Annotated in this window: 13 protein-coding genes; 5 read left to right on the top strand and 8 right to left on the bottom strand. The window is 61.1% G+C overall.

All coding sequences use genetic code 11. The annotated features are described in order from the left end of the window. The first annotated feature begins 4 nt into the window (after positions 1–4). Complete coding sequence (pdxH, locus tag M2394_RS04610) at positions 5–652, top strand: pyridoxamine 5'-phosphate oxidase (protein WP_178918952.1); 648 nt, start codon at positions 5–7, stop codon at positions 650–652. Between the two features lie 264 nt (positions 653–916). Continuing rightward, positions 917–1381: a glycine zipper 2TM domain-containing protein gene (locus tag M2394_RS04605; protein WP_056857494.1), complete on the top strand. Its 465-nt coding sequence runs from the start codon at positions 917–919 to the stop codon at positions 1379–1381. A 760-nt stretch (positions 1382–2141) separates the two neighbouring features. Here M2394_RS04605 and M2394_RS04600 read toward each other — a convergent pair. Both M2394_RS04600 and nhaA read right to left on the bottom strand, forming a co-directional pair. Then, positions 2142–3764, bottom strand: a complete 1623-nt coding sequence (locus M2394_RS04600) for a methyl-accepting chemotaxis protein (protein ID WP_178918950.1) — start codon at positions 3762–3764, stop codon at positions 2142–2144. A gap of 337 nt (positions 3765–4101) precedes the next feature. Beyond that, positions 4102–5277 (bottom strand): Na+/H+ antiporter NhaA, encoded by a 1176-nt coding sequence (gene nhaA / locus M2394_RS04595; RefSeq protein WP_178920950.1) that lies wholly within the window; start codon positions 5275–5277, stop codon positions 4102–4104. Positions 5278–5493: 216 nt separating this feature from the next. Between nhaA and M2394_RS04590 the strand changes: the two genes are divergently transcribed. Further along, on the top strand, positions 5494–6588 hold the full coding sequence (locus M2394_RS04590; RefSeq protein WP_259171779.1) for a PLP-dependent cysteine synthase family protein: 1095 nt from the start codon (positions 5494–5496) through the stop codon (positions 6586–6588). 98 nt (positions 6589–6686) lie between these two features. Here the strand turns inward: M2394_RS04590 and M2394_RS04585 are convergent, their stop codons facing one another. Together M2394_RS04585 and M2394_RS04580 are read right to left on the bottom strand one after the other, a co-directional pair. Further along, entirely contained in the window at positions 6687–8300 is a 1614-nt protein-coding gene (locus M2394_RS04585; RefSeq protein WP_178920945.1) for an NAD(P)/FAD-dependent oxidoreductase, read from the bottom strand. A gap of 107 nt (positions 8301–8407) precedes the next feature. Beyond that, entirely contained in the window at positions 8408–9079 is a 672-nt protein-coding gene (locus tag M2394_RS04580) for a COG3650 family protein (RefSeq protein WP_259171778.1), read from the bottom strand. 183 nt (positions 9080–9262) lie between these two features. Between M2394_RS04580 and M2394_RS04575 the strand changes: the two genes are divergently transcribed. Continuing rightward, positions 9263–9643 carry a hypothetical protein gene (locus M2394_RS04575; RefSeq protein ID WP_259171777.1) on the top strand — a complete coding sequence of 127 codons (381 nt, stop codon included), beginning with the start codon at positions 9263–9265 and terminating at the stop codon, positions 9641–9643. On the opposite strand, the gene M2394_RS04570 is transcribed toward M2394_RS04575, so the two are convergent. Further along, positions 9628–10227 carry a short chain dehydrogenase gene (locus tag M2394_RS04570; RefSeq protein ID WP_259171776.1) on the bottom strand — a complete coding sequence of 200 codons (600 nt, stop codon included), beginning with the start codon at positions 10225–10227 and terminating at the stop codon, positions 9628–9630. The two genes, M2394_RS04575 and M2394_RS04570, sit on opposite strands and share 16 nt — an antisense overlap. Before the next feature lie 104 nt (positions 10228–10331). On the opposite strand from M2394_RS04570, the gene M2394_RS04565 reads away from it, so the two are divergent. Further along, on the top strand, positions 10332–11240 hold the full coding sequence (locus tag M2394_RS04565; RefSeq protein WP_259171775.1) for a LysR family transcriptional regulator: 909 nt from the start codon (positions 10332–10334) through the stop codon (positions 11238–11240). On the opposite strand, the gene M2394_RS04560 is transcribed toward M2394_RS04565, so the two are convergent. Genes M2394_RS04560 through M2394_RS04550 form a run of 3 tightly spaced genes read right to left on the bottom strand, consistent with a single transcriptional unit; the run spans position 11237 to position 13370 of the window. Next, on the bottom strand, positions 11237–11722 hold the full coding sequence (locus M2394_RS04560; RefSeq protein WP_178925831.1) for a DoxX family protein: 486 nt from the start codon (positions 11720–11722) through the stop codon (positions 11237–11239). The genes M2394_RS04565 and M2394_RS04560 overlap by 4 nt on opposite strands. Next, positions 11719–12495 (bottom strand): DNA-binding domain-containing protein, encoded by a 777-nt coding sequence (locus tag M2394_RS04555; RefSeq protein WP_178925832.1) that lies wholly within the window; start codon positions 12493–12495, stop codon positions 11719–11721. The genes M2394_RS04560 and M2394_RS04555 overlap by 4 nt, the downstream gene beginning before the upstream one ends. Beyond that, the gene (locus M2394_RS04550) at positions 12492–13370 is read right to left on the bottom strand and encodes a DUF692 domain-containing protein (protein WP_259171774.1); all 879 of its coding nucleotides are present in this window, start codon (positions 13368–13370) and stop codon (positions 12492–12494) included. Before M2394_RS04550 ends, M2394_RS04555 begins: the two co-directional genes overlap by 4 nt. Between the last annotated feature and the right edge of the window lie 11 nt (positions 13371–13381).

The raw sequence follows: 13381 nt of genomic DNA, 5'->3' as shown, positions 1-13381 counted from the left end.
TCGCATGACCCAGGCACTGGCTGATATGCGCCGTGACTACACACGGGACGGTTTGAGCGAGGCCCAGGCCCCGGACGAGCCGTTTGCGTTGTTCCACCAGTGGTTTGCCGATGCGGTGAAAACCGAGCAGCCTCCGGTGGAAGCCAATGCCATGACCCTGGCGACGGTCGACCAGGAGGGTCGCCCGCACTGCCGCATCCTGTTGCTCAAGGGGCTGGATGCGCAGGGCTTTACCTTCTTCACCAATTATCAGAGTGCCAAGGGTGAGCAGCTCGCGGCACGGCCCTTCGCGGCCATGACCTTCTTCTGGCCGACCCTGGAGCGCCAGGTGCGTATCGAGGGGCGGGTGGTCAAGGTCACGCCTGAAGAGTCGGACGCGTATTACCAGGTGCGTCCCTTGGGCAGCCGCCTGGGGGCCTGGGCATCGCCGCAGAGCAAGGTCATCCGCGACCGTGAAGAGCTGCAGGACTTGCTCAAGGCAACCGAGCAGCGTTTCAGTGATACCCAGCCCGATTGCCCCGAGCATTGGGGCGGCTACCGTTTGCTGCCTGAGCGCATCGAGTTCTGGCAGGGCCGCGCCAGCCGCCTGCATGACCGCCTGAACTATCGCCTGCAAGCGGGCGAATGGACGCGCGAGCGTCTGGCGCCCTGAACTTCACCTTTCGTCACCTCACCTGAATAGTGTCCGCAGGCCTGACGTCTTTACCAAGAGGCTTCGGGTTGTTGAGTGCGGACAACCCCATCGGCAAGCGTATGCGTGACACTTCTTGGTACAAGGAGAGTGCTACCGTTCGTCGAGTTTTTTGGTAAGGGCAGTCTGTACTAGGGCTGAATGAAAGCAATTTTCTGCCGTGCTTGCCGTGACAGGCGCCAAGCCGCAGCGTCTAATGAATACCTGTCCTTTGGAGTTGATGCTATGCGTAAGTCCGTTTTACTAGTTGCCTGCTTTACCACCCTGTCGTTGCTGTTGGGTGGCTGCGCCTCGAGTCTGACCGGCGACTCGTACTCCCGTGACGAAGCGCGTCGTGTACAGACCGTTCGCATGGGTACCATTGAATCCCTGCGTCCGGTGAAAATCGAAGGCACCAAGACCCCAATCGGCGGCGCTGCTGGCGCAGTCATCGGCGGCGTTGGCGGCAGCGCCATCGGCGGCGGCCGTGGCAGCATTGTCACTGCCGTGATCGGCGCCGTCGCTGGCGGCCTGCTGGGCTCGGCCACCGAAGAGGGCCTGACCCGCACCCAAGGCGTTGAAATCACCGTGCGCGAAGACGACGGCAGCATGCGCGCCTACGTGCAAGCGGTTGAAGAGAACGAAATCTTCCGCATCGGTGACCGCGTTCGCATCATGACCGTTAACGGCACCAGCCGAGTGACTCGCTAAGCGTCGGTTGTAGAAACACAAAACCCCCAACCGGGTGACTGGTTGGGGGTTTTTTATTGTATGGGGCGAGGTTGGCTGTACCGTCGATCTGAAGTGAGTGCGCTGTCGTTCCCGCTAAAAATGCAGGCAATAAAAAACCGCCACGAAAAGGCGGTTTTTTATTTGCAATACCAGTTTGCAGCTGATATTGCGTGCTCACAGGAAACAATGACCTGCGCGAAATACTACTGTTGGCCTTTGCATGACGCAAGATAAGACGATAAGTGGCGGATCTTATTGTTGGGTTTTATTTTGCGAATTGTTTTGCAAAATAAGGCAACAAATCCAGAGCGTAGAGTTAGCTGTTCAAGCTGCCTTCGTTACACCTCGAGCCGGAAGGCTAAGTTAGTATCGCCCTCGTTCTGCGTGCATTGTGTTGTGAGCAAGCTGGGTTCGCCGGCGAATTTGGACCGGCGGCCACGGGCTTGCAATCCGTGCCGGATTAACGCGGCTGGACCATCAACCCGGCCGCCTCACAGGAAACAATGACCTGTATCCGAATGCGCGCATGTTCCGGTAAGTACGCTGGAGGTAAGGCCCAACATTTGGAGGGCCGAGTATGTCGAAGTTTGCACGACGTACGTGGAACCTCGTAGTGAACGCCTTGCGTGTGTACCACGTGTGGGTGTTCCTGCGGGACAGCTTCGATGACCTTTAAGGTCTAAGAAGTGGAGCCGTCTCGGTTTAAGCCGAGACGGCTTTTTGGTTTCTCAGGCTGCCCTCAGATCTGGAAGTGCTTCACCATGGTGTTCAACTCATGGGCCAGGCTTGCCAGGGACTGCGAGGCAGCCGTCGTTTGGGTCGAGCCTTCCGCAGATTGAACCGACAACTGCTGAATGTTCAGCAAATTGCGGTCAACCGCCCGGGCCACATCAGCTTGCTCAGCCGCCGCCGTGGTGATGACCAGGTTGCGGTCATTGATCTCATCGTTGGCCGCCAGGATATCCGCCAGCGCTTTCTGCGCCAGTTCGGCCAGCGCCAGGGTTTGCTCGGTCATGGTGCTGCTGTCGAGCATGGTGTTGACGGTGCTGGCGGTGTTGGTCTGGATGCTGCCGATCATCTGTTCGATTTCCTGGGTCGACTGGGCGGTGCGGTGGGCCAGGGCGCGCACTTCATCGGCAACCACGGCAAACCCACGGCCTGCATCGCCCGCGCGCGCGGCTTCGATGGCCGCGTTCAGCGCCAGCAGGTTGGTTTGCTCGGCAATCGTGCGGATCACATCGAGGACCTTGCCGATCCCCTTGGCCTGCTCGGCAAGACCGCCCACTTGGCCAGAGCTGAGTTCAACGCCACGGGTCAGCGCCTGGATTGCGTTCAGCGCTTCGACCATGCGCTGCTGGCCTTTCAAGGCAATGCTTCGCGACTCCTGAGACAGGTCTGAGGTGGACGCCGCATTTCTCGCCACTTCCTCAATCGCCGTGGTCATCTCGGTGACGGCAGTCGCGGCCTGTTCGATTTCGCCATGTTGCTGCTGCAGGTCACGGCTACCTTCGGCAGTGACGGCATTGAGCTCTTCGGCCGCCGCCGCCAGTTGGCTGGACGAGCCGGTGATCTGCCGCAGGGTCTGTACCAGGTTATTGCGCATGACCTCTTGGGCCCTGAGCAAACGCGTGGCTTCGTCGTTGCCCGTGGGGGTGATCGGTTGGGTCAGGTCGCCCTTGGCGATGGTCTCGGCCACATGCACCGCTTCGATGATCGGGCCAGTGATGCTGCGCGTCAGTAACCAGGCCACCAGCACCGTGCCGCCACTCACCAACAGGATCACGAGCGTGATGCCACTCACCGCATGTTGGTAAGCACCGACGGACGTCATGCCGGCCTGTTCTGCGCCTTTGTTGGCAAGGTCGATCAGTTGGTCGAAATTCTTGGTCATCTGCTCATAGCTTTCTCGAATGCTATTGAGAAAGTCCCGCGCGCCGGCCTTGTCGCCTGAGCGCGAGCGCTTGAGCATCTCGGTATGGTTTTTCGCGTACGCCTCGAGGCTCTGGTTGAACACCTCGAGCCGTGATTTTTCCTCCGGCGTACGCAACAGCGCCGCGTACTGGGTCAACTGCTCCTTGACGGCCTTGAGGCGACCGGCGGACTTGTCTTCGTAGGTCTGCATATCGGCATCGCTGGACGACAGGATGTGCGCCATTTCACCCAGGCGAAAACGGTCGAGCGATGCGTTGGCCAGGGCCAGTATCCTGACGCGCTGCATCCAGTTGTTCTGGATGTCGGCCGCCTGGGACTGGACTTCGCCGATCTGCTTGAGCGCAAACAGACCGAGAAACACACTCAGTGACGCAATAGCAGCGAAGCCGATGAAGGCTCTGGCCGCGATTCTTATATTTCTCAGGAACATGGGGTTTACGCTCGGGCTGAAAACGCGTTGAAGAGCAAAGTCGGGCGTCCCGGGCCGGGACAGTCGAGGCGCCACACCAGCTAGTCGGCGGTGGGCGTGAAGTCTTTAGGGGCGGTGGGGGCTGGGTGGGTAAGTTTCATGTTGCGGGTGGCGGCGGAAAAAGAAAAACCTCAACCGGGTGAGCGGTTGAGGTTTCGTGTATGAGGTATTTGGGCCTCAGGTGAACATTGCTATGTCATCCATGCGTCATTCACAGCAGCTGACAACGAGCATTTTATTCACGTCCGATGTTGCAGGGCGTCACTCAGGAGCCAGCCAAGCCGGCTCCCGAACAGGCTCAGGCTTTCTTGCGACTCGCCATCGCCGTGACCGCATACCCAATGCACGCTGCCAGGATAGAACCGGTCAGGATGCCCATACGGTCTTCCCCGGCGAACTCACTGACACCCGGCACAAACGCCAGGGAGCCGACGAACAGGCTCATGGTGAAGCCGATACCACACAGGATCGCCACCCCGAAGACCTGGCCCCAGTTGGCGCCCGAAGGCAGGGCGGAGAGGCCGGTCTTCACGGCAAGCCAGGTGAGGCCGAACACGCCGACGGTCTTGCCGATCAGCAGGCCGGCGGCGATGCCCATCGGTACGTGGTGGGTGAAGCTGTCCAGGCTGACGCCGGTCAGCGAGACACCGGCGTTGGCGAAGGCGAACAGCGGCAGGATGCCATAGGCCACCCAGGGGTGCAGGGCGTGTTCCAGGGTCAGCAACGGCGAAGGCTCGGCATTCTTGGTGCGCATCGGGATGCAGAACGCCAGGGTCACGCCGGCCAGCGTGGCGTGCACGCCACTCTTGAGCACGCAGACCCACAGGATCAAGCCGATGATCAGGTAGGGGCCAAGCTTGATCACGCCAAGGCGGTTCATCGCGATCAGGGCGATCAGGCAGGCTGCCGCGCCGGCGAGGGAGGCACCGGACAGGTCAGTGGAATAGAACAGGGCAATGACGATGATCGCGCCCAGGTCATCAATGATGGCCAGGGTCATCAGAAACAGTTTCAGCGATACCGGCACGCGCTTGCCCAGCAGGGCCAGTACGCCCAGAGCGAACGCGATGTCCGTGGCCATGGGGATCGCCCAGCCGGCCAGGGCGGCCGAGTTGCCTTTGTTCAGCGCCCAGTAGATCAGCGCCGGCACCACCATGCCGCCAATGGCCGCTGCACCGGGCAGCACCACTTGCGACGGCTTGGAGAGGTGGCCATCGAGCAGCTCGCGCTTGACCTCCAGGCCGATCAGCAGGAAGAACAGGGCCATCAGGCCGTCGTTGATCCACAGCAGGGCGGGCTTGGCGATTTTCAGGGCGCCCACCTGGGCCACCACCGGTACATCGAGGAAGGCGTTGTACAGGTGCGACAACGGAGAGTTGTTGATGATCAGCGCCAAGGCGGCAGCGGCGATCAACAACAGACCGCTGGCGGCTTCCAGCTGGAAGAAACGGGTGAAAGTGCTACGCAGAGGCACGGGATGCTCTCCAATCCAGGTTCAATAGGTGGGTACCCTAACCCGTACCGTTAGTTGTTAAAACAAAAGTTATATTCTTATTTGTTATAAGCGATGACCGGGGGAGGCGTTGCGCCAAAGCCTAGCAATTGTGTGTCCAATTGAGTCGTCACTGTATCTGTGTGCAGTGTAGGAAACCCCCTAAGATTGTGGATGAAATCTTTAGAGACTCACGCTATGAACGATCAACGTACCTGGGCCCGCGAAGCCATTCGCATCATTGAAGCGGACTTTCAGCGTAGCGCCGACACGCACCTGATCCCTTTGCCATTGCCGGGGTTGCCGGGTATCGAGTTGTATTTCAAGGATGAGTCCAGCCACCCCACCGGCAGCCTCAAGCATCGTCTGGCCCGCTCGTTGTTTCTGTATGCGTTGTGCAATGGCTGGCTGAAGCCGGGTGCGCCGGTGATCGAGGCGTCCAGTGGCTCGACGGCAATCTCGGAAGCCTATTTTGCGCGCTTGCTTGGCCTGCCGTTTATCGCGGTGATGCCGGCCACCACGTCCCAGGAAAAAATCGCCCAGATTGCGTTCTATGGTGGCAAGAGCCATCTGGTACAGGACCCGACACAGATCTACGCCGAATCCGAACGCTTGGCCAAGGAAAGTGGCGGTCACTTCATGGACCAGTTCACCTACGCCGAGCGGGCCACCGACTGGCGGGCGAACAACAACATCGCCGAGTCGATCTTCCAGCAGATGCGATTCGAACATTACCCCGAGCCGAGTTGGCTGATCTCCAGCCCGGGCACCGGCGGCACCACCGCGACCCTGGGTCGCTACGTACGCTACCGCCAACATTGCACCCGGGTGCTCTGCGCGGATGCCGAGCGTTCAGTGTTCTTCGACTTCTACCAGAGCGGCGACGCCAGCTTGCGCCTGGATTGCGGTTCTCGCATCGAAGGCATTGGCCGGCCACGGGTTGAGGCGTCTTTTCTGCCGAAGGTGATCGACGCGATGGTCAAGGTGCCGGATGCTTTATCGCTGGCCGCCATGCACTACCTGGCTGAACGCTTGGGGCGGCGGGTCGGGGGCAGCAGCGGGACCAACCTGATGGGGGCCTTGGTGGCAGCTCAACATATGAAGGCGGCGGGGGAGTCGGGGTCGATCGTGGCGATCTTGTGTGATGGGGGCGAGCGGTATGCCACCACCTATTACGATCAGGCGTGGCTTAAAGCGCAGGGTTATGAGTTGGACGGCTTGATCGCGGCCGTTGCGGCCAGTGTCGAGCGCGGCGAGCCGTTGCCGGACAACATCCTGCGCGCCAATATCTAAACCTGTAGGAGCCCGGCTTGTCGGCGATGGCTTTCCTGAGATCAACACTGAACTCAAGGCCTCATCGCCGGCAAGCCGGGCTCCTACACGTTGATGGGTCAGGCCTCCAGGCCCAACATATCCCGGGCCAAGGCTTCGGCAATGCGGATGCCGTCCACACCTGCCGACAGGATCCCACCGGCATAACCGGCGCCTTCACCGGCCGGGAACAACCCTTTGACGTTCAGGCTCTGCATCGATTCGTTACGGGTAATCCGCAGCGGCGAAGAGGTGCGGGTCTCGATTCCGGTCAACACGGCGTCGTGCAGCGAGTAGCCCTTGATCTGTTTCTCGAACGCCGGCAGTGCCTCACGAATCGCTTCGATGGCGAAGTCTGGCAACGCGAGCGCCAAGTCACCCAGGGACACCCCAGGCTTGTAGGAGGGTTCCACGCTGCCGAGGGCTGTGGACGGCTTGCCGGCGATGAAATCGCCCACCAGCTGTGCCGGGGCCTCGTAGTTGCTGCCACCGAGGATGTAGGCGTGGGACTCCAGGCGCTCCTGCAACTCGATACCGGCCAGCGGGCCCCCCGGGTAGTCCACCTCAGGGGTGATGCCCACCACGATGCCCGAGTTGGCATTGCGCTCGTTGCGCGAGTATTGGCTCATGCCGTTGGTGACGACGCGGTTCGGCTCGGACGTGGCCGCCACCACCGTACCGCCCGGGCACATGCAGAAGCTGTAGACCGAACGACCGTTCTTGGCGTGGTGCACCAGCTTGTAGTCGGCGGCGCCCAGTTTGGGGTGCCCGGCGTATTTGCCCAGGCGCGCGGCGTCGATCAACGATTGCGGGTGTTCGATACGGAAGCCCACCGAGAACGGCTTGGCCTCCATGTACACGCCACGACCATGGAGCATGCGGAAGGTGTCGCGAGCACTGTGGCCCAGGGCCAGGATCACGTGCTTGGAAAGGATTTGCTCGCCGCCGTCCACCACAACGCCGTTCAGTTGGCCGTCTTCGATCAGTACGTCGGTCACGCGCTGCTCGAACCGCACTTCACCGCCCAGGGCGATGATCTGTTCGCGCATGTTTTCCACCACGCCGGTCAGGCGGAAGGTACCGATGTGTGGCTTGCTGACGTAGAGGATTTCTTCCGGCGCGCCGGCCTTGACGAACTCGTGCAGCACTTTGCGGCCGTGGAATTTCGGGTCCTTGATCTGGCTGTAGAGCTTGCCGTCGGAGAAGGTCCCGGCACCGCCTTCACCGAACTGTACGTTGGACTCGGGGTTGAGCACGCTTTTGCGCCACAGGCCCCAGGTGTCCTTGGTGCGCTGGCGCACTTCCTTGCCACGCTCGAGGATGATCGGCTTGAAGCCCATCTGGGCCAGCAGCAGGCCAGCAAAAATCCCGCAGGGACCAAAGCCCACCACGATCGGACGCTCTGTGAGGCCTTGCGGTGCCTGGCCCACCACTTTGTAGCTGACATCCGGCGCGGGGTTGACGTTACGGTCATCGGCAAACTTGAGCAGCAGGGCGGCTTCGCCCTTCACGTTCAGGTCAATGGTGTAGATGAAGCACAGCTCCGACGACTTCTTGCGAGCGTCGTAGCTGCGTTTGAACAGGGTGAAATCGAGCAGGTCATCACTGGCGATGCCCAGGCGCTGCACGATGGCAGGCCGCAGGTCTTCTTCGGGATGGTCGATGGGCAGCTTGAGTTCGGTGATTCGTAACATGACAGGGTCCGGGTAGGCGGCGGGCAAAGAGGCCGGCTGTTTTGCAAACCGGCGATTATAAGCCCCAATGGCGGATTTCGGTCAGGTTAAAACAGTGCAGGGCCGAATCAGTCGTCCCGGGAGCCGCCGAACGCCGCACAACCGCGCTGCACCTGGCCGTTCACGCGCAGCTCGGCGGTCATGTGCTGCAGGCTGCCGCTGACCGGGTCGACGCAACGCTGCGGGGCCACCCACAACTCGACGTGCTGGTTGTTGGCTTCGGTCATCAGGTTGAAGCGGCCGTCACCGATCTGCTCTTCCACGTAGGGCACGGCCAGCGGCGGTTGGCCTTCGCGCTCCAGCACCATGCCCTTGGCCGTGACGTTCATCGCCCAGGCCGGTTTATGGCCATTGGCCCGCAGGATCATGCGCTTGAAGTCCGGGTCGTTGCAGGCCGAGGTCGAGCGTTCTACGCGGTAGAGCTGTTGCAGGTCCACCGAACCCTGGGTACCGGCAGCCACGCCAGAGAACTTGCCGCGCAGGTCGGCAAACAGCGCACCTTGCTGGCCGGCCAGGGAAGCGGCTTCCTGCAGCACGCTGGTGCCGCCGGTGTCGTTGACGACATAGTTACGCTGGTCGCCGCACGGCTGGAACAGCAGCTTGCCGCCGACCGCTGTCAGTTCACCCTGCATGCGGGTCATCCCGACAGTAGAGGTTTTAGCCGGCTCGCTCTCGAACATCTGGCAAGCGGTGAACAGCGGCAGCAGGGCAAACAGGGCGAGGGTACGGACGGCACGCATTTATCGGTCTCCAAACAAGTGCCGCCACGTTACGCAGGCTGGCGCTGCATCACAAGTGCGGGACACCGTTTGAACCGTCTGCGCGACAAGGATGGGAAACGGAGCGTTGCTGATAGAGACTTTTCCTACACTCAAGGCTAGAGCGTCATGAGAGTGTCGACTTCTTTTCACTGGGAGACAGCCATGAGCATCAAATGGGGCATCTGCGCACTGCTGTTCTGGGCAAATGTTGCCTTTTCGGACGAACCCGCCCGGCTCGAATACTCGTCAGCCACGGATTTCACGGATATCTCGTTGACGCTCAAACGGGCCGGGCACGCTGTCCCGGCCAATGTCGAGGTCAATGTTTCGCTGACCCCGGAGGCGAAGGCCAGAACCCAATCCATCACGCTGCTTGCCTACCAGAAGTACGTCACACTCTACGTTGACGGTTATCTGATCAATACGGCCAAGGTTCAAAGCCCACTGGGCGGTGCGTTCAGGTTTCCGGCCCCGCGTGCGCTGGTGAGTGAATGGATGTCCGAGCCTTCGCGCGAGGCAATTGCCGTTCAGCCCACGATGTAGGTCTGACCGGTCTGCAGGCCTTCGACGCTTTTTGCGTAGGCCAGCGCCACATCGGCACCTGTGGCCGGTTTGAAGCCGCGGAAGTAAGGCGCATAGCTGCCCATGGCTTCCAGCAGGACCGTCGGGCTCACCGAGTTGATGCGCAGGCCACGTGGCAATTCGATTGCCGCTGCTTTGACGAAGGCATCCAGTGCGCCATTGACCAGTGCTGCCGAGGCGCCGGTACGAATCGGGTCACGGTTCAAGATACCGCTGGTGAAGGTGAAAGAAGCGCCATCATTGGCGTACTCGCGGCCGATCAGCAGCAGGTTGACCTGGCCCATCAGCTTGTCGCGCAGGCCCAGTTCAAAATCGGTCTCGCTCATGTCACCCAGCGGCACGAAGTTGACGCTGCCCGCTGCGCAGACCAGCGCATCGAACTTGCCGGTCTGTTCGAACAGTTTGCGGATCGAGTTGCTGTCGCTGATATCCACCTGGAAGTCGCCGCCGCTGCGGCCGATGCTGATCACCTCGTGACGCTGCGCCAGCTCTGCCTTGACCGCTGAACCAACCGTGCCGCTGGCACCAATCAATAGGATTTTCATCGTGCTGTTCCTCCAGGGGGTAAGTGAAGGTTCAGTCTAGTGTGGCTTTTTGGTTGGATAAACGCGCTAATAGGCAACCTTTGGTTTTCAAATGGAAACAATCCATGAGCGAGATGGATGACCTGGCCGCCTTTGCCGTGCTGATCGAAGCCGGCAGTTTCACGGTGGCGGCCGAGCAACTGGGGTGCAGCAAGGGCCAGTTGTCCAAGCGCATCAGCCAATTGGAAGCACAGTATTGCGTGGTGTTGCTGCACCGCACGACCCGCAAGCTCAGCCTGACGGCTGCCGGCGCCGCCTTGTTGCCCCAGGCCCAGGCACTGGTGGTCCAGGTGGACCGCGCGCGCCAGGCACTGGCGCGGCTCAAGGACGACTTGGCAGGGCCGGTGCGTATGACGGTTCCGGTGTCATTGGGCGAAACCTTTTTCGATGGTTTGCTGCTGGAGTTCACCAAGCGCTATCCCCAAGTGCAGATCGAACTGGAACTGAACAACCGCTATCGTGATTTAGCGCGGGATGGGTTCGATCTGGGAGTGCGCTCGGGGGCGATCGAAAACGAGCGCCTGGTGGCCAAGCCTCTGCTGGCCTGGCAGGAGATGACCTGCGCCAGCCCGGCTTATCTGGAACAGCATGGCGAGCCGCTGACGCCGGCCGACCTGGCTGGCCATACCTGCTTGCTCAACAGTCATTACAGCGGGCGTGAAGAATGGCTGTACCACCAACAGCATGAACTGCTGCGGGTGCGGGTCAGCGGCACATTTGCGTCCAATCACTACAACCTGTTGAAGAAAGCTGCGCTGGTGGGGGCGGGTATTGCGCGCCTGCCGTCCTACGTATTACCTGCGGAACTGGCTGACGGTCGACTGCGCTGGCTCCTGCGCGACTATCAGACGCGGAGCCTGCCGATGTACCTCGTTCACCCCTACCAAGGAGGGCTGCCGCGCCGCACCCAGGTCCTCGCCGATTACCTGGTGGACTGGTTCAAGCGCAGCGGCGAGGCCCTCGACCGCCTTTAACGGTAGCGACGTGCAATCAGATGATCGATGGACAGGCAGCCCGGGCCCTTGGCGACCAGCAGCAACAGCAAGGCGATCCAGGTGCCATGGGTCGGGTAGGCGTCTGGGTACACGAACAGCTGAATGGTCAGGGTCATGCCGATCAGCGCAAGGGCCGAGAAGCGGGTGGCAAAGCCCACGAGGATCAGCACCGGGAAAAAGTGCTCGGCAAACGCCGCCATGTGCGCGGCCACTTCTGGCGACAGCAACGGCACATGGTATTCGCTGCGAAACAACGGCAGCGTGGACGCGGCCAGTCGCGGCTCGCCCAGCTGGAATGTGCCGCTGATCAGGTCGATGGCAAAGCCTTCGACTTTGGTCTGTCCCGACTTCCAGAACACTGCCGCGATGGAAAACCGTGCGAGAAAGGCGATCAGGCTGTAGGGAATTTTCTCAAACAAGGCGATGACCCGTTTGATCAGGCACGTTGGGGTTGTGTTCATGGCGATACCTTTTCTTCCAGGTGCAAATGAGTGATGGCGTCGTGGCTGATCAGCACCGTGAGGCATTGGTGCAAGTCGAATTCCGCCGAGGCTTCCAGGGCGTGTGTCACGGCCATTTCCAGCGCCGTGCCATGGTTGAGGCTGTTGATGAAAGCGACCGAGCCCGCGTCGATCGCGAACACCTTGACCGCCAGGCCTTGGCGCAGCACCAGCGCGCCTTGGGGATGCCAGGGGTTCAGGGATGCCAGGGTGCCTTCGGTCTGGTGGGCCGCCCATACCGCCACCACCGCATAGGCGGAATTCAGCGTGGCCAGGGAGGGATGCAGTTGCAGGCGCAATGCCCCCAGGTCGGTTTGACCTTGCAAGGCCTCAAGGACGGCCTGCTGGTTCATGGGCGGTGTATCTGCCGCGTGATAGGCGCGCACCCGCAGGCGCTCAAGCCGCGCGACGTCGGCCAGGTAGGGCACGCTGGCAGCGGGTTCAAAGTCCTGGATGAATGCTGCGAACGCGCTGCCGTACTCGCTGATCAACGGGCTGGCGGGGGGGCACGCCTGCACAAACAGGCCGGCCATTGCGCGGAAAAACGCTTCGCCAACCAATTGGAAGGTCACGGGGTACGCCGACACCAGTGCATTGATCAATGAGCTGTGGACGTTGTTGCGGTACACCGCGAAGCGGCTGGCCGGGTCAGCGCCGTTACTGCTGAACAGGCCGTCGGGGCAGGGCAGGTCGGGCGATATCAAGGCATCGGCAAACGCATCATGAAGGCTCATGGGGTCACCTGCGTCAGGTGCGACTGCGCGTGCTGGGCTTCGGCCAGCAGCACGCTGAAGGCGGGCACCTGATTGTCCCGCTCGATCAACGTGGCCACCGGGCCGGTACGTGCCAGTACCTGCTCATACAACTGCCATACGGCGTTGTCGATGGGGGCGCCGTGGTCATCAATCAGCAAGCGATCACCCAAGCTGTCGGTATCTTCGGCAAAGCCCGCCAGATGAATCTCACCCACAGCGCGCAAAGGCAGCGCATCGATGTAGGCAAGTGGATCGCGCTGATGGTTGATGCACGACACGTAGACGTTATTGACGTCCAGCAGCAAGCCGCAGCCGGTGCGGCGGATGACCTCGCCGATGAAGTCCGTCTCGTCGATGGTCGAGCGCTCGAACTGCACATAAGTCGACGGATTCTCCAGCAGCATCGGCCGCCTGAGGGTGCTTTGCACCTGGTCGATGTGTTCGCACACCCGGTTCAGGGTGGCCGTATCGTAGGCCAGGGGCAGCAAGTCATTGAGAAACACCGGGCCATGGCTGGACCAGGCCAGGTGTTCGGAAAAAGAGTGGGGTTGATAGCGCTCGATCAATGTGGCCAGCCGTGCCAAGTGCTCACGGTTCAACGGGCCTTCGCCGCCGATGGACAGGCCCACGCCGTGCAGCGACAGCGGGTACTGCTCGCGAATCAAACCCAGGTAGTGATGAAACGGGCCGCCGGCCACCATGTAGTTTTCGGCGTGCACTTCAAAAAAGCCGATGTCGGGCGAGGTCTCGAGCACTTCGTTGAAGTGCTCGTTCTTCAGCCCCAGCCCGGCCCTGTAGGGGAGACCGGGCACCTGAGCCGGTGAGACGGAGTGTTGGGGTGAGAGCGTCATCATCAGTACTCAGG

It is taken from the genome of Pseudomonas sp. BIGb0164, from assembly GCF_024810135.1.
GTDB lineage: Bacteria > Pseudomonadota > Gammaproteobacteria > Pseudomonadales > Pseudomonadaceae > Aquipseudomonas.
Note: the sequence above shows the minus strand (reverse complement) of the source record. Positions and strands in the feature narration are given on the sequence as shown.

Bases quoted from the DNA above. Each gene is read 5' to 3' on its own strand.
- pdxH (WP_178918952.1), top strand. From the start codon at position 5: ATGACCCAGGCACTGGCTGATATGCGCCGTGACTACACACGGGACGGT.
- M2394_RS04605 (WP_056857494.1), top strand. From the start codon at position 917: ATGCGTAAGTCCGTTTTACTAGTTGCCTGCTTTACCACCCTGTCGTTG.
- M2394_RS04600 (WP_178918950.1), bottom strand. From the start codon at position 3,764: ATGTTCCTGAGAAATATAAGAATCGCGGCCAGAGCCTTCATCGGCTTC.
- M2394_RS04590 (WP_259171779.1), top strand. From the start codon at position 5,494: ATGAACGATCAACGTACCTGGGCCCGCGAAGCCATTCGCATCATTGAA.
- M2394_RS04585 (WP_178920945.1), bottom strand. From the start codon at position 8,300: ATGTTACGAATCACCGAACTCAAGCTGCCCATCGACCATCCCGAAGAA.
- M2394_RS04580 (WP_259171778.1), bottom strand. From the start codon at position 9,079: ATGCGTGCCGTCCGTACCCTCGCCCTGTTTGCCCTGCTGCCGCTGTTC.
- M2394_RS04575 (WP_259171777.1), top strand. From the start codon at position 9,263: ATGAGCATCAAATGGGGCATCTGCGCACTGCTGTTCTGGGCAAATGTT.
- M2394_RS04570 (WP_259171776.1), bottom strand. From the start codon at position 10,227: ATGAAAATCCTATTGATTGGTGCCAGCGGCACGGTTGGTTCAGCGGTC.
- M2394_RS04565 (WP_259171775.1), top strand. From the start codon at position 10,332: ATGAGCGAGATGGATGACCTGGCCGCCTTTGCCGTGCTGATCGAAGCC.
- M2394_RS04560 (WP_178925831.1), bottom strand. From the start codon at position 11,722: ATGAACACAACCCCAACGTGCCTGATCAAACGGGTCATCGCCTTGTTT.
- M2394_RS04555 (WP_178925832.1), bottom strand. From the start codon at position 12,495: ATGAGCCTTCATGATGCGTTTGCCGATGCCTTGATATCGCCCGACCTG.
- M2394_RS04550 (WP_259171774.1), bottom strand. From the start codon at position 13,370: ATGATGACGCTCTCACCCCAACACTCCGTCTCACCGGCTCAGGTGCCC.